The organism is Macrococcus equipercicus (assembly GCF_004359525.2).
Classification (GTDB): domain Bacteria; phylum Bacillota; class Bacilli; order Staphylococcales; family Staphylococcaceae; genus Macrococcus; species Macrococcus equipercicus.
In genome coordinates this window covers 59839-77622 of record NZ_SCWC02000005.1, presented here as the reverse complement: position 1 = coordinate 77622, position 17784 = coordinate 59839, and the positions used below count along the sequence as shown (strand labels likewise).

General features: G+C 41.1%; 33 protein-coding genes and 11 tRNA genes. 39 read left to right on the top strand and 5 right to left on the bottom strand.

From position 1 onward, the window contains the following. The first annotated feature begins 9 nt into the window (after positions 1 to 9). On the top strand, positions 10 to 1389 hold the full coding sequence (gene hemY / locus ERX35_RS08110; protein WP_211360003.1) for a protoporphyrinogen oxidase: 1380 nt from the start codon (positions 10 to 12) through the stop codon (positions 1387 to 1389). Positions 1390 to 1534: 145 nt separating this feature from the next. Beyond that, positions 1535 to 2515, top strand: a complete 981-nt coding sequence (gene lplA, locus ERX35_RS08105; RefSeq protein ID WP_149459415.1) for a lipoate--protein ligase — start codon at positions 1535 to 1537, stop codon at positions 2513 to 2515. Positions 2516 to 2589: 74 nt separating this feature from the next. Here lplA and ERX35_RS08100 read toward each other — a convergent pair whose 3' ends face one another. Next, positions 2590 to 2799, bottom strand: coding sequence for an IDEAL domain-containing protein (locus ERX35_RS08100; protein WP_149459414.1), 210 nt, complete (start codon positions 2797 to 2799; stop codon positions 2590 to 2592). Between the two features lie 217 nt (positions 2800 to 3016). On the opposite strand from ERX35_RS08100, the gene ERX35_RS08095 reads away from it, so the two are divergent. The 12 genes from ERX35_RS08095 (at position 3017) to ERX35_RS08040 (ending at position 4880) form a co-directional block, all read left to right on the top strand. After that, positions 3017 to 3580, top strand: a complete 564-nt coding sequence (locus ERX35_RS08095) for a competence protein ComK (protein WP_170234587.1) — start codon at positions 3017 to 3019, stop codon at positions 3578 to 3580. A gap of 80 nt (positions 3581 to 3660) precedes the next feature. Beyond that, a tRNA-Asn gene (locus tag ERX35_RS08090) sits at positions 3661 to 3735 on the top strand. A gap of 2 nt (positions 3736 to 3737) precedes the next feature. Further along, positions 3738 to 3825, top strand: a tRNA-Ser gene (locus tag ERX35_RS08085). A 232-nt stretch (positions 3826 to 4057) separates the two neighbouring features. Beyond that, positions 4058 to 4132, top strand: a tRNA-Glu gene (locus ERX35_RS08080). 67 nt (positions 4133 to 4199) lie between these two features. Beyond that, a tRNA-Met gene (locus ERX35_RS08075) sits at positions 4200 to 4273 on the top strand. Between the two features lie 4 nt (positions 4274 to 4277). Continuing rightward, positions 4278 to 4350, top strand: a tRNA-Asp gene (locus tag ERX35_RS08070). A 10-nt stretch (positions 4351 to 4360) separates the two neighbouring features. Next, a tRNA-Phe gene (locus ERX35_RS08065) sits at positions 4361 to 4433 on the top strand. Between the two features lie 12 nt (positions 4434 to 4445). Then, positions 4446 to 4518, top strand: a tRNA-His gene (locus ERX35_RS08060). A gap of 5 nt (positions 4519 to 4523) precedes the next feature. After that, positions 4524 to 4597, top strand: a tRNA-Gly gene (locus ERX35_RS08055). A 7-nt stretch (positions 4598 to 4604) separates the two neighbouring features. After that, a tRNA-Asn gene (locus ERX35_RS08050) sits at positions 4605 to 4679 on the top strand. Continuing rightward, positions 4680 to 4751: transfer RNA gene (locus tag ERX35_RS08045), tRNA-Glu, on the top strand. Positions 4752 to 4791: 40 nt separating this feature from the next. Further along, positions 4792 to 4880 (top strand) — tRNA-Ser (locus ERX35_RS08040). Between the two features lie 164 nt (positions 4881 to 5044). Here ERX35_RS08040 and ERX35_RS08035 read toward each other — a convergent pair. The 3 genes from ERX35_RS08035 to ERX35_RS08025 form a co-directional block, all read right to left on the bottom strand. After that, on the bottom strand, positions 5045 to 6112 hold the full coding sequence (locus ERX35_RS08035; protein WP_149459412.1) for a tyrosine-type recombinase/integrase: 1068 nt from the start codon (positions 6110 to 6112) through the stop codon (positions 5045 to 5047). A 95-nt stretch (positions 6113 to 6207) separates the two neighbouring features. Continuing rightward, positions 6208 to 7272, bottom strand: a complete 1065-nt coding sequence (locus tag ERX35_RS08030) for a thermonuclease family protein (protein WP_246143144.1) — start codon at positions 7270 to 7272, stop codon at positions 6208 to 6210. Positions 7273 to 7330: 58 nt separating this feature from the next. Then, positions 7331 to 7951, bottom strand: coding sequence for a LexA family protein (locus tag ERX35_RS08025; RefSeq protein WP_149459455.1), 621 nt, complete (start codon positions 7949 to 7951; stop codon positions 7331 to 7333). 156 nt (positions 7952 to 8107) lie between these two features. On the opposite strand from ERX35_RS08025, the gene ERX35_RS08020 reads away from it, so the two are divergent. The 5 genes from ERX35_RS08020 (at position 8108) to ERX35_RS08005 (ending at position 9280) form a co-directional block, all read left to right on the top strand. Next, the gene (locus tag ERX35_RS08020) at positions 8108 to 8314 is read left to right on the top strand and encodes a helix-turn-helix transcriptional regulator (protein ID WP_425463264.1); all 207 of its coding nucleotides are present in this window, start codon (positions 8108 to 8110) and stop codon (positions 8312 to 8314) included. A gap of 97 nt (positions 8315 to 8411) precedes the next feature. Next, positions 8412 to 8723, top strand: coding sequence for a DUF771 domain-containing protein (locus ERX35_RS08015; protein ID WP_149459411.1), 312 nt, complete (start codon positions 8412 to 8414; stop codon positions 8721 to 8723). Next, positions 8723 to 8929, top strand: a complete 207-nt coding sequence (locus tag ERX35_RS08010; protein WP_149459410.1) for a hypothetical protein — start codon at positions 8723 to 8725, stop codon at positions 8927 to 8929. Before ERX35_RS08015 ends, ERX35_RS08010 begins: the two co-directional genes overlap by 1 nt. Next, positions 8926 to 9060, top strand: coding sequence for a hypothetical protein (locus ERX35_RS11660; RefSeq protein WP_281290591.1), 135 nt, complete (start codon positions 8926 to 8928; stop codon positions 9058 to 9060). Before ERX35_RS08010 ends, ERX35_RS11660 begins: the two co-directional genes overlap by 4 nt. Positions 9061 to 9076: 16 nt before the next feature. Then, a complete protein-coding gene (locus ERX35_RS08005; RefSeq protein WP_149459409.1) occupies positions 9077 to 9280 on the top strand; it encodes a hypothetical protein in 204 nt (67 codons plus the stop codon). A gap of 31 nt (positions 9281 to 9311) precedes the next feature. Here ERX35_RS08005 and ERX35_RS08000 read toward each other — a convergent pair whose 3' ends face one another. Beyond that, positions 9312 to 9668, bottom strand: a complete 357-nt coding sequence (locus ERX35_RS08000) for a hypothetical protein (protein WP_149459408.1) — start codon at positions 9666 to 9668, stop codon at positions 9312 to 9314. A gap of 121 nt (positions 9669 to 9789) precedes the next feature. Here ERX35_RS08000 and ERX35_RS07995 point away from each other — a divergent pair, with 121 nt between their 5' ends. From ERX35_RS07995 to ERX35_RS07905, 20 genes are all read left to right on the top strand, one after another. Beyond that, positions 9790 to 10545, top strand: coding sequence for a BRO family protein (locus tag ERX35_RS07995; protein WP_149459407.1), 756 nt, complete (start codon positions 9790 to 9792; stop codon positions 10543 to 10545). Next, complete coding sequence (locus tag ERX35_RS07990) at positions 10545 to 10838, top strand: hypothetical protein (protein ID WP_149459406.1); 294 nt, start codon at positions 10545 to 10547, stop codon at positions 10836 to 10838. Before ERX35_RS07995 ends, ERX35_RS07990 begins: the two co-directional genes overlap by 1 nt. Then, positions 10816 to 11718, top strand: coding sequence for a helix-turn-helix domain-containing protein (locus tag ERX35_RS07985; RefSeq protein WP_149459405.1), 903 nt, complete (start codon positions 10816 to 10818; stop codon positions 11716 to 11718). The genes ERX35_RS07990 and ERX35_RS07985 overlap by 23 nt, the downstream gene beginning before the upstream one ends. A 12-nt stretch (positions 11719 to 11730) precedes the next feature. Beyond that, positions 11731 to 11919 carry a DUF6877 family protein gene (locus ERX35_RS07980; protein ID WP_149459404.1) on the top strand — a complete coding sequence of 63 codons (189 nt, stop codon included), beginning with the start codon at positions 11731 to 11733 and terminating at the stop codon, positions 11917 to 11919. A gap of 3 nt (positions 11920 to 11922) precedes the next feature. Continuing rightward, entirely contained in the window at positions 11923 to 12237 is a 315-nt protein-coding gene (locus tag ERX35_RS07975; protein ID WP_149459403.1) for a hypothetical protein, read from the top strand. After that, entirely contained in the window at positions 12227 to 12721 is a 495-nt protein-coding gene (gene ssb, locus ERX35_RS07970; RefSeq protein WP_149459402.1) for a single-stranded DNA-binding protein, read from the top strand. The genes ERX35_RS07975 and ssb overlap by 11 nt, the downstream gene beginning before the upstream one ends. Positions 12722 to 12734: 13 nt before the next feature. Further along, the gene (locus tag ERX35_RS07965) at positions 12735 to 13157 is read left to right on the top strand and encodes a YopX family protein (RefSeq protein WP_149459401.1); all 423 of its coding nucleotides are present in this window, start codon (positions 12735 to 12737) and stop codon (positions 13155 to 13157) included. After that, positions 13144 to 13395 (top strand): hypothetical protein, encoded by a 252-nt coding sequence (locus ERX35_RS07960; RefSeq protein ID WP_149459400.1) that lies wholly within the window; start codon positions 13144 to 13146, stop codon positions 13393 to 13395. Before ERX35_RS07965 ends, ERX35_RS07960 begins: the two co-directional genes overlap by 14 nt. A 15-nt stretch (positions 13396 to 13410) precedes the next feature. Further along, positions 13411 to 13686, top strand: coding sequence for a hypothetical protein (locus tag ERX35_RS07955; RefSeq protein ID WP_149459399.1), 276 nt, complete (start codon positions 13411 to 13413; stop codon positions 13684 to 13686). Between the two features lie 84 nt (positions 13687 to 13770). Then, positions 13771 to 14019, top strand: a complete 249-nt coding sequence (locus ERX35_RS07950) for a hypothetical protein (protein ID WP_149459398.1) — start codon at positions 13771 to 13773, stop codon at positions 14017 to 14019. Between the two features lie 10 nt (positions 14020 to 14029). Then, on the top strand, positions 14030 to 14233 hold the full coding sequence (locus tag ERX35_RS07945) for a hypothetical protein (protein WP_149459397.1): 204 nt from the start codon (positions 14030 to 14032) through the stop codon (positions 14231 to 14233). Beyond that, a complete protein-coding gene (locus ERX35_RS07940; protein WP_170234586.1) occupies positions 14218 to 14598 on the top strand; it encodes a hypothetical protein in 381 nt (126 codons plus the stop codon). The genes ERX35_RS07945 and ERX35_RS07940 overlap by 16 nt, the downstream gene beginning before the upstream one ends. Then, a complete protein-coding gene (locus ERX35_RS07935; RefSeq protein ID WP_149459395.1) occupies positions 14585 to 14980 on the top strand; it encodes a hypothetical protein in 396 nt (131 codons plus the stop codon). Before ERX35_RS07940 ends, ERX35_RS07935 begins: the two co-directional genes overlap by 14 nt. A 202-nt stretch (positions 14981 to 15182) precedes the next feature. Then, positions 15183 to 15467 carry a hypothetical protein gene (locus tag ERX35_RS07930; protein ID WP_149459394.1) on the top strand — a complete coding sequence of 95 codons (285 nt, stop codon included), beginning with the start codon at positions 15183 to 15185 and terminating at the stop codon, positions 15465 to 15467. Between the two features lie 13 nt (positions 15468 to 15480). Continuing rightward, positions 15481 to 15885: a RusA family crossover junction endodeoxyribonuclease gene (locus tag ERX35_RS07925; protein ID WP_425463266.1), complete on the top strand. Its 405-nt coding sequence runs from the start codon at positions 15481 to 15483 to the stop codon at positions 15883 to 15885. Positions 15886 to 15900: 15 nt separating this feature from the next. Next, a complete protein-coding gene (locus tag ERX35_RS07920) occupies positions 15901 to 16284 on the top strand; it encodes a hypothetical protein (protein WP_149459392.1) in 384 nt (127 codons plus the stop codon). Continuing rightward, a complete protein-coding gene (locus tag ERX35_RS07915) occupies positions 16281 to 16613 on the top strand; it encodes a nucleoside triphosphate pyrophosphohydrolase family protein (protein ID WP_149459391.1) in 333 nt (110 codons plus the stop codon). Before ERX35_RS07920 ends, ERX35_RS07915 begins: the two co-directional genes overlap by 4 nt. Continuing rightward, complete coding sequence (locus tag ERX35_RS07910; RefSeq protein ID WP_149459390.1) at positions 16613 to 16879, top strand: hypothetical protein; 267 nt, start codon at positions 16613 to 16615, stop codon at positions 16877 to 16879. The genes ERX35_RS07915 and ERX35_RS07910 overlap by 1 nt, the downstream gene beginning before the upstream one ends. A 196-nt stretch (positions 16880 to 17075) precedes the next feature. Then, a complete protein-coding gene (locus tag ERX35_RS11440) occupies positions 17076 to 17234 on the top strand; it encodes a hypothetical protein (RefSeq protein WP_170234585.1) in 159 nt (52 codons plus the stop codon). 69 nt (positions 17235 to 17303) lie between these two features. Continuing rightward, complete coding sequence (locus tag ERX35_RS07905; RefSeq protein WP_149459389.1) at positions 17304 to 17768, top strand: ArpU family phage packaging/lysis transcriptional regulator; 465 nt, start codon at positions 17304 to 17306, stop codon at positions 17766 to 17768. The last annotated feature ends 16 nt before the right edge of the window (positions 17769 to 17784 follow it).

Genomic DNA, 17784 nt, shown 5'->3' with positions numbered 1-17784 from the left:
TGAAGTATCATGACAAAAGTAGCAGTCATTGGTGCAGGTATTACCGGTCTATCAGCCGCCTACTATTTGCAGCAGCAAAGTGACGCTCAAATTGATATCATCGAACAGTCGGACCGTCCCGGCGGTAAAATCAAAACTTATCAGCGTGACGGCTATACGATTGAACTTGGTCCGGAGTCTTATTTAGCCCGCAAGACAATTATGACTGAGCTTGCTGATGAGCTCGGCATGAAAGATGACCTGGTGACGAATAACACAGGACAATCTTATATTTATGCGCGCAATCAGCTGTTTCCGATGCCTGGGGGTTCTATTATGGGCATCCCGACAGAGCTGAAGCCGTTTATTAAGACAGGGCTGCTGTCACCGGCAGGCAAACTGAGAGCCGGTATGGATTACTTCATCAAGCCGAAGAAGATGACGACTGATGTCTCTGTCGGTGCATTTTTCAGGAGACGCCTCGGCAATGAAGCACTGGAAAACTTGATTGAACCGCTGTTGTCAGGTATTTACGGAGCGGATATCGATAAGCTGAGTCTGAAATCCACATTCCCGAACTTCAAAGAACAGGAAGAGAAGCATGGCAGCCTGATCAAAGGAATGCGTATCCAGAAAAGCAGTGCACCGAAACCTGCGGGCACACCGAAAGGGCAGTTCCGTCAGTTTCGTCATGGTCTGCAGAGCTTCATCGATAAGCTGGCAGAAACAGTGGCAGAGAATGGTGCGGTGATTCGCTATAACAGTGCGGTGACTGCCGTGGAATCCCGCAATAACAAGTATGCTCTGACAATTAACGGTGAACAACAGCACTATGACGGTGTTATCATCGCGGTGCCTCATACCGTCTTCAGCAAGTGGTTTGAAGATGCACCGCTCCGCTACTTCAGACATATGGGGGCGACAAGTGTTGCGACTGTCGTCATGGCGTTTGATGAAGACCAGGTCAACAATGAAGAGAACGGCACCGGATTTGTCATTGCACGTAATTCAGATACTGTCATTACCGCCTGCACATGGACGGATAAGAAATGGCCGCATGCCGCACCGCCGGGCAAAGTACTGCTGCGGGCGTATGTCGGCAGACCGGGTGATGATGTTGTTAAAAATAACAGCGATGAAGAACTGGTAGCACTTGCAAGACACGATCTCGATAAAATGATGGAGCTCAAAGGAGCGCCTGAGTTCACGATTGTGACGCGGCTTATGGAAAGTATGCCGCAGTACGAAGTAGGGCACATTGACCGCGTAAGAGCTGTGCAGCAGTATATGAAAGCTCAGTATCCAGGGCTCTTATTGACAGGCGCTTCATTTGAAGCGGTAGGACTTCCTGACTGTGTCAAGCAGGGGAAAGAAGCGGCAGTAGCGCTGGCTGCCGACTTGAACAAATAGATGGTTTTTTCTTTCGCCCTGGTAGTTTGCAGCCAGGGCGATTGTTTTCGTTGATATCCCTTATATAACAGCGATATAATAACTATATACTACACTATAAATCTTTATTCATATTGAATGATTTACGATTTAAAGGAGGATGACTATGAAGTTCATTAGCAATAATAATATTACAGACCCGGCCATTAACCTGGCGATGGAAGAGTACGTGCTGACGAATTTAATGGATGATTCATATTTTCTGTTCTATATTAATGAGCCTTCCATCATTATCGGCAAAAACCAGAACACATATGCTGAAGTCAATCAGGCCTATGTCGATGAACATCATATCCATGTCATCCGTCGTATTTCCGGAGGTGGGGCCGTTTATCATGACCTCGGCAACTTAAACTTCAGTTTTGTCACGCAGGCAGATGAGGACAGCTTTCACAACTTCAAGCGCTTTACGATGCCGATTGTCGAAGCGCTGAATGAGATGGGTGTCGCAGCTGAACTGTCCGGTCGTAATGACCTGCAGGTCGGCGAGCGCAAAATTTCCGGCAATGCGATGTTCCAGTCTAAGAATAGAATGTTTTCACACGGGACGCTCATGCTGAACAGTGATGTGGAAGAAGTCGTCCGCAGTCTGACAGTGAATGAGGAGAAGCTGATCACTAAAGGTATCCGTTCCATCCGGTCACGTGTAGCCAACATCAGTGAGTTTCTAGACGAGCCGATTACGATTGAAGATTTCAAAGTGCGCCTGCTTGATCATATATTTGAAGGTCATGTCGAAGAATATAAATTGACAGATGAAGACTGGGAAGCTATCCATCAGTTAAGCCGGAAGAAATATCAGACGTTCGAATGGAACTACGGTAAGAACCCGCAGTACAACTATGAAGTCCGTCAGAAGTTTCCAGGGGGTCTGCTCGAGCTGAAGATGAACGTCAGAAAAGGAATGATTGACGAGATCAGAATTTTCGGGGATTTCTTCGGTGTCGGAGAGATCACAGACATAGAACAGCGGCTGATTGGTGTGCCGCATCAGAAGCAGGCCGTTGCGGACAAACTGCAAGATATTGACTTTGCGCATTACTTCGGCCGTGTCACGAAAGAAGAGTTTTTAAGTTTATTGTCATAATAAAAAGATGTTAGTCATTTCAAAGTTGAAGTGAATAACATCTTTTTTATTGGTAATGATGATAGCAGGTCAATTTAATTGTCCTCCAGCTGTTTTAGAGCATTTGTATAAGTAAGAAAGGCGGTTTCATCGTGGTCGAGCAGTGCTTGGTCGATGAGCTGGCTGTACTCAGCTTTCTGATGTGTTTTAAGGACATCATCGATCAGTAAGTCGATATATAGATTGTTCAAATTGCTGACAAAAGTCTCAAGACCATTTTGTTTAACTTGTGAATAATGGTTCATTGGAAATCCCTCCTAGATATGATTTGTCTAAGTATAAATTAACTATACCCAAAAAACAATGAATATTCAGAATATTTGATAATAATATGTTGTTATTTTATACTGATGTTTTAAAATGATGTAAAAATTGTAAAACTAAACGAAATGTTAACTAGAATATAGCCGAATATATTATAATTAACATCATATAACAACTTACTATTTGATGGAGGACTGTATGACAGGCGCCCGTTATATTATTCATGAAACGACGATGTATATCCGGCCGGTAATCATTGACGACTGTATTTATTCTGAAGTGAAAGAATATGAACAACCTGTATTTATCATCAATCATCAACCGCTGGAACTGATTGAACAGTCATGCTATTTCTATAACACCACTTATAGTGCACGCAAAGAAAAGACGAGAATCGTGGCGGACATCTGTCAGAAGCCCCCGATTGTGCTCAAGCCTGAGACAGGGACGTATTTTTTTCCGAGTCACAGCGACCGCGTAAAAGAAATGCACTGGTTCAACCTCGATATGATCAAGTATTACCGTAAAGGTAAATATAATGATACTGAGATATGCTTTGATGATGGCAGTGTGATAGCAGTGCCGACCAGCTACTATATTATCAATACCCAGTTTCTGCATGCCGTTAAACTTGAATATTGTTTGAGAACGAAAGCGCAGAAGAAAGTAGAAATGATGCGGCGGGAAGCCGAAATGAGGCAGACGTACACAAATATATATGAATTATTAGCCATGTATGCACTGCTGGAACGGCAGGTGTAAATCTTCCATAAAAAAATTTACTGAAAAACCTTGTAATATTAAGTGGAGTTGATATAATAATATTTGTTCATTAAAACTAATCCACAGTAGCTCAGTGGTAGAGCTATCGGCTGTTAACCGATCGGTCGTAGGTTCGAGTCCTACCTGTGGAGCCATTGGAGATGTACTCAAGTGGCTGAAGAGGCGCCCCTGCTAAGGGTGTAGGTCGGGTAACCGGCGCGAGAGTTCAAATCTCTCCATCTCCGTAACGAAAACCATCACTTATGTGATGGTTTTTTTTAGGTTAACAGTACAACAGGACACTGTGCATTATACTTTTAACTAGCAGATTGATCTCTAATGCTGACCGGCACAGCTGACGAGGATGGTGTGATAACTTAAGGCAGTGAACAACAGCATGATAAAAGTGAAAATGATTGTAAATAAGGTGTTGACGTCTTTACAGATTATTTATATACTAAAAAAGTCCTTAAATGAGGCCCCTTGGTCAAGCGGTTAAGACACCGCCCTTTCACGGCGGTAACACGGGTTCGAATCCCGTAGGGGTCACCATTTACACTTTTTACTTATTGACTCATTGCATTTACAAATGATATATTTGAAAAGTACTTTTTATTGACGCGGGATGGAGCAGTCTGGTAGCTCGTCGGGCTCATAACCCGAAGGTCGGTGGTTCAAATCCGCCTCCCGCAACTAAGGTCCCGTGGTGTAGCGGTTAACATGCCTGCCTGTCACGCAGGAGATCGCCGGTTCGATCCCGGTCGGGACCGCTTTTTTTTTGGCTCAGTAGCTCAGTCGGTAGAGCAATGGATTGAAAATCCATGTGTCGGCGGTTCGATTCCGTCCTGAGCCATCTTTTTCTATGGCGATTGTGGCGAAGTGGTTAACGCACCGGATTGTGGTTCCGGCATTCGTGGGTTCGATTCCCATCAGTCGCCCCTGTGCGGGTGTAGTTAAATGGTATAACCTCAGCCTTCCAAGCTGATGTCGTCGGTTCGATTCCGATCACCCGCTCCATTGTTGTTCCACAGTAGCTCAGTGGTAGAGCTATCGGCTGTTAACCGATCGGTCGTAGGTTCGAGTCCTACCTGTGGAGCCAGGCCCCTTGGTCAAGCGGTTAAGACACCGCCCTTTCACGGCGGTAACACGGGTTCGAATCCCGTAGGGGTCATACAATCAGAGGTGAAATATCGCTTCTGATTTTTTAATATGGAGGGTTGTCCGAGCTGGCCGAAGGAGCACGCCTGGAAAGTGTGTAAACGTCACAAGCGTTTCGAGGGTTCGAATCCCTTGCCCTCCGTTACCGCGTTTTTCCTCGTTTGTCTTGGTTTCCTGAAACCTTGATAAACGGGGTTTTTTTAATTTTACGTTTGCTCACGTTTGCTCACGTTTCCCTTCAACTTTCCACAACGTTCCACAGAATCATCTATTTCAGACCAGCTTTCCACAAATATCTTCCACAAGCTAAGAATATTTCTTCATAGCTGCGACATATTTATCTTCTTCTTGTTCGTGTGTATCCTTTAATAAGTGACTGTATGTCGACATAGTGATGTCTATGCTCTTGTGACCGAGCCGTTTTGAAATATAGTAGATAGATATACCCTCATGCAAAAGAGCCGAGCAATGGGTGTGTCTGAGCGCGTGGAGGGTATGATTGCCTAATTTATTATTTAGACAAAATCTCTGCATCACTTTTAAAGCAGAATTGTGGGTGAGTAAGTTCTTGCCAGTGTCAAAGATATAACCAGATTTTTTAATACCTGTAGCAGCGAAAAATTTTTTGATGTTTTTAATCTCAATGTCTAATAGGATGATTGTACGTGGTGCGGCATCTGTCTTTGTTCCTGGTAAAAAGACGGTGCGTTTTTTGAAGTCAAAATGTTCATAGCGTAATTTCTGGACCTCGCCAAACCGGCCGCCGGTTATGCTAAGGAGATAATTCAAAAAATGGGATAGCTCATTACTATCAAGCATCTCTTTTTTAAACTTTATATACATATCCAGCTCCATGTATTTTTCTTCCTCAGGTTTAGAAGCTTTCTTACCTTTTTGTTTGGCTCTCTGAGCAGGATTCCGTGTGATGATCCCATCATATACAGCATCCTCAAAGGCAGCATTTAACGCGCCGTGCAGTTTATTCACTGCGTTGGTTGTACGGCCCTTAGTAAGCCTAGTATCGCCCAGGAACTTGCCTTCAGCGTATTCTTTAAGCAGCTCCTTGTACATCATCTGAGTCACTTTGGAGATAGCTATATTACCAAACTTCTCTTCAAATACGTTTTTGGCATTAATATAGCGGTTTAATGTCACGTCTTGAACCTCTCCGCGTTTATTCACATCGATCCACTTATCAAAGTATTCGATGAACGGAGTCTTTTCATCTACCCTGAAACCGCCTTGTAGTTCTGCCAGCTTATCAGTCATTGCTTTCTTTGCTTCAGTTTTGTTCTTAAAGCCTCCAGCACGTTTTCGCTCACCTTCAAAGCTGAAGTAGTAAGACCACGTTTTCCCTCGTTGATATACTTTCATGATTTCACCTCCTTTCAATGGAACGTATGTTCTTGTATGAGTAAAATAAAAGATGAATCAGTTTGAGCTGTTCATCTTTTATTATTTCTTATTGATTAGTTAATTTCACAAGCATAACCATCATTATCGCGATCCATCTTATCTGTATAAGCTGGATGTCCTTGAGGCACGCCACCAGGATACGTTCCTCTCAAGTCTGTACAGTTTGCAAAGACTTCAGATGCAGCTGCTGGTTGAGCAGGCTGAACAAATTGTTGCGGTGCTTCAGTTACTGGGGCTGCTACTGTAGGAGGCTCGGTTGTAACAGGTTGAGCAGTAGGAGCCTCTGTAGTATCTTCGAATGCACTATCTAATGACCAGATACCGATTTGCTCTGCTTTGGCCTGATTCTCGGCTGTCTTTAACGTGTCAAGGTAACGCGTGTTTGGTGGGTAAACATAGGTAACGCGCGCCAGTCCTTCGCGTACTAATGTCTCATTAACCATTTTCCCGTCAGCATATACATAGACTAAGTCTCTGCCATAATGATCCTGTTTTTCGCCGACGTCATACTCAACTTCAATGCTGGCAGCATTATTTAATAATTCAGCTGTTCTCGCTGAGGCTTCAGGTCCGAAAGGCTGAACGCCCATCCGTGGGTGCTTCGTTTCAGGAGTGTCAATCAGCAGAAATCTTGCTTTAATTTCATTGTTGTCATCATTAAAATAGGCTGTATCTCCATCAACTGTTTTAGCTAATGTTACCGGAAGGCGAGCAACAGTACCTTTTTTATTGTCATCTGTTATTTTTTTCTTAGTTTCAGGTTCTTCTGTCGTAGGTTCTTCTGTCGTAGGCTTTTCAGTAGTCGGTTTCTCAGTAGTTGGTTCTTCTGTCGTAGGCTTTTCAGTAGTTGGTTCTTCTGTCGTAGGCTTTTCAGTAGTCGGTTTTTCTGCAATCATCTTCTTATCGCTGGATGAAGCGGTAGTTGTTGCTGCTTCATCTACAGGATTTAACTCAGCAATGGTGAAACCGCAAATGATCATTGCAACAAAACTAGCTAAGGCGCCAAGAAAAAACTTTTTAACAGCTCTCTTTCTGAAAATGTTGACGATTGCAATAACTAATAAGACAGGTATTGCAACGAGTGAAACTAAGAACAATAAAGTAAACAGATTATCCACACGCATTCCCCTTTGTTATTAATATATATTTAAACATCCTTATGGATGGATAAATCAATCAATAAAACTTTTGAACGGATATGACTCTTCCAATACACTGAACAGAATCGTCTAAAGTATAAATTTGTGGTAAATGATCTGGGTTGGTTGACTCAGGGTATAAAATAATTTTATCTTCATCATACCTAACTCTTTTTACTGTAGCATTGTAGCCATTTACTTGCACTACACCGATTTGCCCATTTTCGATAGGGCAATCCTTTTCTATTAATACTAGATCACCATCAGAAAATTCTTTATTCATGCTATCTCCAGACACTCTCAAATAAAATAATTCTCTGCCTTTACGATTCACATGAGCAGGCACATGTGAATATTCAATGATGTTACTATCATCGTATAAAGGCAAACCGGCTGAAATTTTATTAACTACTGGAACTTTAATAGCTGGAATCGCTTGAAGTGACTCTTTTGTTTCTGTCAGCTTTGATTTTGGCACTCCAAAATATTTAGCTAAAATTTCTATCTTATCAATTCTCGGGTATTTTTTCTGTTGTAGCCAGTTGGAAATAGTTGATTGCGAGACGCCTATATCATCAGCTAATCTATTTTGGTCAATTCCTTTTTTATGCATCAGTTCACTTAAATTCTTAGCGAGAGTTTCTCGAGCGCTCATAATGTCAATTATCCCCTTTATTACTATTTGTAAAATAAATATACCATTAGTAAGCATATTGTACAACGATTATATTACTTTAAGTAAAAATATATTACTTTAAGAATTGACATATCACTTTAAGTAATATAAAGTGAATGGTAGAAGTGAGGTGATTATATGACTAATGACGTTATGTATAAAAAACTTTCTATCAAAGCATGGCGAACTAATGCGAACCTTACTCAGCAGGACGTAGCAGACATTCTCGGTGTTACAAAACAAACGGTGATCAATTGGGAAAAAAGCAAAACTAAACCGAATGGACTAATTATTTATGCATTAGCAAAGCTTTACAAAACTGAAGTAGATTATATCGAGGTCTAAATTTTTTTGACCTTGATATTACTTTAAGTAATATCAAAAAATTGAATGAACAATTTGCTCATAAGTAACAAAATGACCTTGAAAAAGGAGTGATTACATGACAACACGTATACAGGCTGTAATAACTCTTCCTTCAGAACTTGTGGTGCTGAAGAAAGTTGATTACGAGAAACTTCAGGATGAAGCCTCTGATGTTTGGTGGACTATGCAAGATCTTATGGATACCACACAGAAAGGTCGTAAGTGGCTCATGAAGTACATCATCAATGACGAGTACATGAAGAAGCGGATAAGTGCCTTTACTATCTTTCCAAGCAATCAAGGTGGTGAATACTCTTTCAATCGCAGGCAGATGAGAAAGTTCTTAGACGAAAACTTTGAACTCATTAAAGAAAGGGCGGAGAGCTGATGCATACACAGCTGAGAGGTAGAGGGTTAGTCACACTGAGCATCACATTAAGCACTGCAGCGATCATTGCACTGTACATTATGAGTTACTTTATCATAATCAATCCGGTGATGATCCCAGGAGCGGTTATCCTGGCAAACGCACTTGGATTACCTATCTTGATGTGGCTAGTAGTCAATTACTTTAAAGGAGGTGAGAGACGATGAGACAGATCATTAAAGACTGGAAAGCGAGAAGAGAACTTAAGCGCGAAGCCATCAAGTTACTTAAAGACGCTATTAGAACGGGACGCCCCAATCCGCATCTCGAAGAAGCCTTAAGAATAATTAAAAAATAATGAGGGGGTGAAACGTATGAAAGAATATAACGATTTAAGGGATAAAATTTTCGAGGAAGCAGAACGTCACTTTAGAGACGCCATCGATGAGGCATTCGATGTTAGAGAACTTTATGCTTATACGCCTGATTTTTCATCTTATCCAGAAGTTGTTGCCATGCACATCAGACGAAAATACAGAGACAAGATCGAACAATATGTCCGGTCGATTGAAATATAATAGCCTCTCTGCTAATAAGAGAGGCACTCAGTTAAAGAAAGGCATTGATTGTTTCGCTCGCTGATTTGTATACATCTGCGTACTGATTAACTCTGCTATATAGCCATGATGTATTATTGTCATCTTTGCAGATAACTTCACTCAGTTCATGATGCACATGATAGGCATATTCAACTAGATCATCAAACTCATATCTATCAAAATCATCATGCGTTTTTAGGAAGAACTCGATGTTGAGTGTCAAAGAATAAATTTGATTCAGATTGTTAAGCGCATCTTTGCCGTAATTAGAACCTGGCCGTTCTAATACTTCGTTAGACAGATTTTTAATCAGCCCGTTCAACATTTTGAACTTATTATTTAAAAAATCTACTTGAAACTTATCCACCGTATAATCACCTCCTTTCTAAGGAAATTATACCAATAAAAAAGACACCTGGAGAAGAACCAGGTGTCGAGCGATTGATAAATTTAACAACTTAATTATAACAAAACATGGAGGTTATGTCATGAGCGAATTACAATTATTCAACTTTGAACAGTTACCCGTTAGAACAATCGATGTTGAGGGGGAACCTCACTTTGTAGGCAAGGATGTTGCTGAAATATTAGGTTACTCAAATACTCGAGACGCCTTAATCAGACATGTAGACAGCGAAGATAAGGTAGTCGTGAAACTCGACACCCCTGGAGGAATGCAAGGTCAGGTTGTTATCAACGAGTCAGGGTTATACAGCATGATCATTGAAGCGGCAAAACAGAGCGTTAATCCTCAAATTAAAGAAACGGCACGTAAATTTAAAAGATTCATTACGAGTGAGGTCTTGCCTGCAATCAGAAAAACGGGTGGCTATCAAAAGCTGCCAACATCACCTATGGAGATCTTGGAACTGGTCTTCCAAGAACAGAAGAATACCAAGGAAGAAGTCATGCAGATAAAAAGTGATGTCATCGATTTAAAGGAGAATCAGAAACTTTCTCCTGGAGAATATGGTCATCTCACTAAAACGATTAACAAGAAAGTGATGCAGATCAAAGAATTACACAAGCTGTATGCAACGACAGACGACCAGCAAAGACTTGTTCATAACGAACTTTATAAAGACATCAATCATGAAGTGTTTAAGGCATGCAGAGTTAATCAGCGTACGCAGATTAGACAAAAAGACTCAGAGGCAGCATTAGACATCGTTTATAACTGGACGCCGAGCAGAGCTACGCTCAAGGTTATTCAGGACATTATGAATCAGGAAGCGGTGATTTAATGGTCAAAGTAATATGTGGCGAAATGATCAGAGTGGAGCAAATGGGATTCAAAGAGCGTAAAGGCGTGCTGCTCGAGTATGAGAAAGAGATTCAAGACTTCCGGTTCTACATCAAATTTGACAGCAAAGGTTGGACGCTGACAGTCACGAGACTGAACAATGCAATGGACTGCGTGAAGAATGTCTTTATTAAGACCTATGATGCATTAGATCCATTGGTTGAAAAGTACGAACGATTAATTGAACTGAATAAACTGGAGAGTGGAAGCAATGACGACATATCGCACAAATAAAGAATCAGGAAAGTATATGATCCTCGACAAAACAGCGGTGGAAGACCCGAACCTCAGCTTGAAAGCAAAAGGTCTTCACGCTTACATGATGAGCAAAGCTGATAACTGGCAGTTCTATGAGACTGAGATAGTAAAGAACTGTAAGGACGGAAGAGACAGCGTGAGAAGCGGTATCGATGAATTAGTGAAAGCAGGCTACATTGTCCGGAATCGACAGAGAGACGATAAAGGCAGGTTAGGCGGCTATGACTATGACGTATATGAAACACCAGTCCAGAGCGGAAAAACCAATGTAGGAAAAACCAATGTAGGAGAATCCAACAACGGAAAAACCTACATAGGAAAACCCGACACTAATAATAATAAAAGTAATAATAATAATTTAAATAATAATAACAGTACTAATAATGACTTGAATGATATGAATGATAAAGAGGATGTCGAAATTACAAATCATTCAAATCATACGAATCATCTGCCTGCTAAGCAACATGATTTCACTGAAGATGAAAAAGAGGTCATGACACAAAATCTACCTCCAGTGCTAGCATCATATCTCATGAATTTTGATATAGACGAAATAAGATCTATCAAATCAACACTACTTAAATCTAAAGCTAAGTTTTATAGTCAAGTCGAGGTTGACGAACGACTGACGATTGAGGACGTTGAAACGGATTTAATCCAGTTACTAAAAAGGGTGAACGTCAAACGTAAATCTTCGGGCGAATCGATTAGATCACTGGAAGCTTATCTCTTCTCATCATTCGTAAAAGTATTTCATAGCAATGTCATTTTTTCCGAAGAGGATATAACAATCGACGTTGATGAAAATGACGTGAATCTTTTCTTTAATCGAGATATGGCCAGTGGCTACTAAGGAGTGATGACTATGAATAAGCAGTTAACTGCTACCGAGCAAATCAATCAGCTGATCAGTGAATATAACTTCCCGTTAAGCGTAGTCGAAGATATACATTACCGCCTGCTATGTAGTCAGGATGAACATTATGTACAGCTGCAGCTGAGATATTTACAAAACTTAATTAAATATACCGAAGTCGAAAGGAAGGGGCTATAAATCATGAATGAAACTATCAAAAAATCTCTCTCCATGAAGAATGAATGGATTGAGAATAATAAAGAAAAAGTATTGAAACAGCTTGATAAGGACATTCTCAAGGCTGGCGCTAAGGGGAGAACTTACTTGGAATACCGTTCGCACATGCCTGGTACGCCTGATTGCATCACGGCTTTTATGGTTGGGAACATCAAAATTATGGCCCAAATGATTAATGAGAACTACGGAGACGATGTAGTAGTGATGTATGACACGCACCAGAGTGAGTATCATGATATCCAACTTAAGATGGATTGGAGTAAATCAGATGATAAATAGATTGGTATTAGTCGGACGTCTAACTAAAGACCCTGAATACAGAGTGACACCATCAGGCGTGGCAGTGGCCACGTTCACACTGGCAGTCAACCGCAACTTTACTAACGCGCAGGGAGAACGCCAGGCAGACTTTCTGAACTGCATCGTCTTCCGCAAGCAGGCTGAGAACGTCAACGCTTACCTCAGCAAAGGCAATCTGGCAGGAGTCGATGGTCGCCTGCAGTCACGATCATACGACAATCAGGAGGGCCGCAAAGTGTATGTGACTGAAGTCGTCTGTGACTCAGTGCAGTTTCTCGAGCCGAAAGGTAGCCGTGAGAAACAGGCAGAGGACATCTACAACGAATATACAGGCGGAGAGTCACAGGTGACGAACACAGCCGCTTCCGCTGCTCAAACTAATCTACCGGCGGGAGCAGGCAGTAATCCATTTGCAAATAATCAAGGGCCGATAGACATCAGTGATGATGATCTCCCGTTCTAAGGAGAAGTAGAATATGATACCGAAATTTAGAGTGTTGAACAAATACAACAAAAAAATGTATCCAGTTTTAACTATTGATTTTGAAAGTAAAATCATCAGCATGCTTGACCACGAATTGATGGACTGCTTAGAAGTACCGTTAGAGGATGAATACCTCATGCAATCAACGGGACTAACTGACAAGAATAGCGTGGAGATTTTTGAAGGAGATATTGTTAGGTGCTTCATAGATTTGTCCGAATACGAATGGATAGGGAAAGTTGAGAAATTTACTCATGACGACTACCCAGCCTTTGATATTGAAGCACCTAACGGGTTTTGGTATGAATCCAATATATTTTCTCACGTTGCAAATAGTGATGAAGAATTAGAAATCATCGGCAACATCTATGAAAATCCTGCGTTGTTAAAAGGAGACGAACATGGAACTATTTGACCGCAATGAAAAATTTATTGCTCATTACTCACATACAAGGGCCAATGGTATTTTTATGATTCTACCTCACAGCGTGAAGCTGGAGGGACTGCCGAAGCCTGGCACTGGAAGCGGCCGTGCGAATGGCTACTCATTTACACCCGAAGAGTTTGAGCAGCTGAAGGAATTAAATAATCTCATGACAGAGAATGACCTGAAGCAGCCGAGCATATTTGACTTTATGATGCATCACACTTGATAAGGAGGGCAGACATTGAAACCATTGCCATTTAAAGAATTGAATTTAGAGACCTATGCCAGTCAAATATTCCAGAGATATAGACGCATGACCGAATGTGATTACGAGTTTTTAAACAAAAAGACAAAGCGGCTGACCATATTTAATATTACAGGCGGGCCCAAGCATATCAGAGGAATCAGCTGGAATGAAGTAGCTTATCAGCTGAACGCCATTATGAACGACGGGCTTTTCAGACGGAAACACAGACCTAAAGAGAGATGGAATGATATTAATGGCCAGTACCATTAAAAGCCTGAATTACATGCACCAGTTTAATCTCATAGTCAAACAATCCGCTGCGAAGATAGCAGCAAGAAACAAGGGGGAGCAACAGTGAATCAGGAATATGACTTGAGCCGCAGCTCGATGCCGCACAATCGTCTGAACCGCTTGAATACGAAGAAAGCTCGGAAGAAAAAGAAACTAGGAAGTATCTTAACTGAGACAGTCCTGACAATCGCAGCGTGGGAAGCGGGCAAGGCAATGGCCGACTATTACATCACCTGCACGAAGGCTGACGCAGTCGATGGCCCGAAAGATTACGTGAGCGAGAATCATTTGAGACCAAGATTTCTGAAATGAGGGATGAATCATGAAAACAGCAGTCATCAATCGTCTATCAGTGGGAGCTGTCATCGAAGACAAGAAGTCATTTGAAGAATTTAAGATCACATCACTCAGCAAGCACTACGTCTATTATCAGAGCATCAGAGGCCCTCAGATTTCCGGGGCAATACCTAAACCAGTATTCCATGATGACTACACCATAATACGTGAAGGGTGGAAAAAGGCATGAGCAGCAATTTATATAGCGGGATTTATAAAGCTGATGACATTGAATTTAGAGTATATGGTCGTCACGTCATGATTAAAGGCCACCACTTCATAAGAATTGAAGCGGGTCTGGAGTATCCAGTTGATCGCGAGACTTTGCGTGAAGAGAAACAAAGCGAGCAAGTTGTAGATATACTCTCTGAATCCGCTGAACGGTCAGAAATTAATATAAATGATTTAGCCCTTAAATTAGCAACGAATCGACCACAAGGAATTAGCAGTATTGGAATGACCACTGAGGAAGCGATAGAGGCTCAGAAGCTTGTTGATGAAAATTTTAAAAAAACCTTTACAAAGAGACAAGGAGAAGTAGATGAAACTATTTAAAGTCACGTTTGAAACGCACCCTACCGGCAATCCATTATTCCTTTTTCACCCGTGTTTTTATGTAGAAGCACCGAGTATAAATGAAGCACCTAAACAGGCACAAAAGGCGTTTAATTTGAATCCTGCTAACATACCGCTGACTAGAGAAATAGTAGAAATTAAAGTTTTAACTTATAAGGGCGTGAGTGAAGAATCTATATTCAGATATGAAGAACGAGGTGCAGACGCTGCGGAGGCGAGGTGGGAGAGGTTGAAAGGTTCACTTTTAAATCACAAAAATACTATCTCTGTTTTGCGTGACATGGATAGCACAATCAAATATAGATTATATTCATCAATTTTAGAAGAGATGCAACAACTCGAACGAGGTGAAGATGAATGACCGCTGAATGTCGGGAGTGTAGTCGTTATATAAACACATATAGCGACTGTCATTACCTTCTCAATAATAACATCTTAGGCACCTGCTGCTATAAACCAGTCGCTTATTACGATTATACGGGTGAATTTAAAGTTGTAAGAAAAAACAATGAAAGCATATCTCATCGAGTAGTAAGAGTGGGATATGAACGAGGTGAAGCGTGATGGAAAATGATAATGCGAAACACACTATCCTAATTGATGATGAATACGTAAGAGTGGATGAGAGAGTTTATGATTTAGTCAAATCTTTAAGGATTGATTTAGCGAAAAGTAATTATCGTTGGGATGAACTAAAAAAGAAAGTCACTGAAAAGTATAAATATCTTGAACAACAATTTGAAGCATGGGAACACGATGAAAACGAAAGCAAGTTATGGCGTACCAGCAAGCATGAAGTCTTGATGATACTAAAAGATATGTCAGACATCCAACGAGGTGAAGAGTAGCTGCATGCATGAGATAACGATCACCTATAAAGATGTTGAGGGATTTGAGAAGCCCATGCCATCGCCGCGGCCAAGATTTAAAAGAGTGGGCAGAAACGTGCAGACGTACATGCCCGCTTCCTATATGCATCACAAGGCATTCATTGCCCAGCAGATGCCACGGCTCCTATTGACAGGACAGCTTAAAGTAACAATCATGTTTGGCCTGCCAATGCCGGCAAGACTATCAAAAGTCAATAAAGAGGCATTGTCTGGTACATATCACAGCAAAAAGCCTGACATTGATAATCTGGTCAAGACCGTCCTGGATGCTGCTAACAAACATATATGGATAGATGATGGTCAGATCGTATCAATGGTGACAGAGAAGCGGTATGTACGAGAGCCTAAGATACTGATGACAGTTGAAGAAGTATAGGGAGGAGAACTGACTATGGATTATATTGCAATATTGTTGATGCTGATAACGATTGTCTGTTGGATGATTTATGAGCGCTATAAAACAAAGCGGTTGATCAAAAAAGTAAAAGAGGAGGATGAGAAATATAGACGTGAGATGGCAACGTCCGAGAAGCAGCTAACTATCGTGCCAGAAGTAGAAGAAGTCAAGCCGCTTCCAGTGTTTCATCAGTATCACGATTTAAGTGAAAAACCACATAAAACTTATCATCAGTGCAGCGTATGTGAAAGCTATAACATCACGCGCTATAACACCTTTGTTTACTCTTTTCAGGATATAAATAGTCCTATACTTTATTGTCAGGATTGTGGAACAAAAGGAACGAACAGAAAACACAATCAGGGGGAAATAGAATGAATCTAAACACATACCAGGAACTCGCAGGACGTACACATAACTCATCATTAACGCAACCGGAGGCGTTAGCGAACTATGCGCTTGGTCTTACTGGTGAAGCAGGTGAAGTAGCGGACCAGATAAAGAAGCATGTGTTCCATGGTCACGAACTGGACCAAGACGAGCTGAAGAAGGAGCTAGGAGACGTGCTATGGTACATCGCTAATCTTGCTGCAGTCAATGCCATAAACCTATCTGAAGTTGCAGAACTGAATATTAGTAAACTGAAGAAGCGGTACCCAGAAGGATTCAGTCAAGCAGACAGCATTAACAGGGAGGACGTAAGGTAATGATGCCATTAGAAATGTTAATTACAGTAGCGATAATCACGATAGTCATCTTTCTGATTATATTCATAACTGTTGCCTATTTGGCTATTAAGGGTTATGTCGAAGCGTCTAAGGAACACGAGCAAAGAAGAGAAGAACAGAAAATTAGAATCGCTGCAATGAACAAGAGACATGAGGAAATGATGAAGCGGCTAGAAGAAAAGTCTGAACTCAGAAAGATGAAACAAGATGCACAAAAACAATTCGGATGGAAGAACGAGCAATGACATTCAACAATCGGTGGTCATCAAGTAATTATGCAGGTGTAGAACCTAAAGTGTGCAAGAAATGTAGAAGTAAAGATGTAGATATCATCGAAGCATACAGTAATGGCGTACTGAGTGAACAATGGCTTCATTGTAATAGATGTCAGTATGGTGAGTCATTAGGTTGCATGTTTAGAAGTAAAAATGAGGTGCGGAAATGAAGGAATACAAGAAGAAACACATCATAAAGCATGCACTGGAATATTACATCAAAAGATCTGGAGCGAGCGAAAAAGATTTGAACCAGGAGAAGAACGTATTAGAAGAAGTTAAAGAAGACATTCAACAGATGAAAGAACGATATAACATCAAATAAAAAAGAGCCTTCTCGGCTCCCGTTTAATATATCGACACCTATATTATACCACGGAAGCGGGAGGGCTATATGACAAATTTATTATTGGATATGCAGCACTTGGACTTTAAACAGACGCGTACGAATGTATATAACTTATTCAGACGCTATAACAAGCTATTAAGGATTGCACCAGTCAGATCTATGCCGTCAGTTACTCAATCATTCAGCTTTGTTCCTCCTGCCACGACAATGACATTGAACGGCATTGAAGCGGCGGCAGAGAAGAACATCCTGAGACAGAAGTTACTTGATGAACGTAAGGACCTGTTGGAGCGCATGCATGCTGCTATCGACAACCTTAAACCAGAAGAGAGATATATCATTGTACATAAGTATCTTCAGGATGATTTGGGCAGTGACTATGAAATATACACTGACTTAGGTGTAGGAAAGACAAAGTACTACACGATTAAGAATGATGCCATCATTAGGCTCGGCTTCTTTCTGGGAGTAGAAGAGTATCATGATGAAACAACTGAAGCGTTTAACTAATAGGTCTGGAAGATGC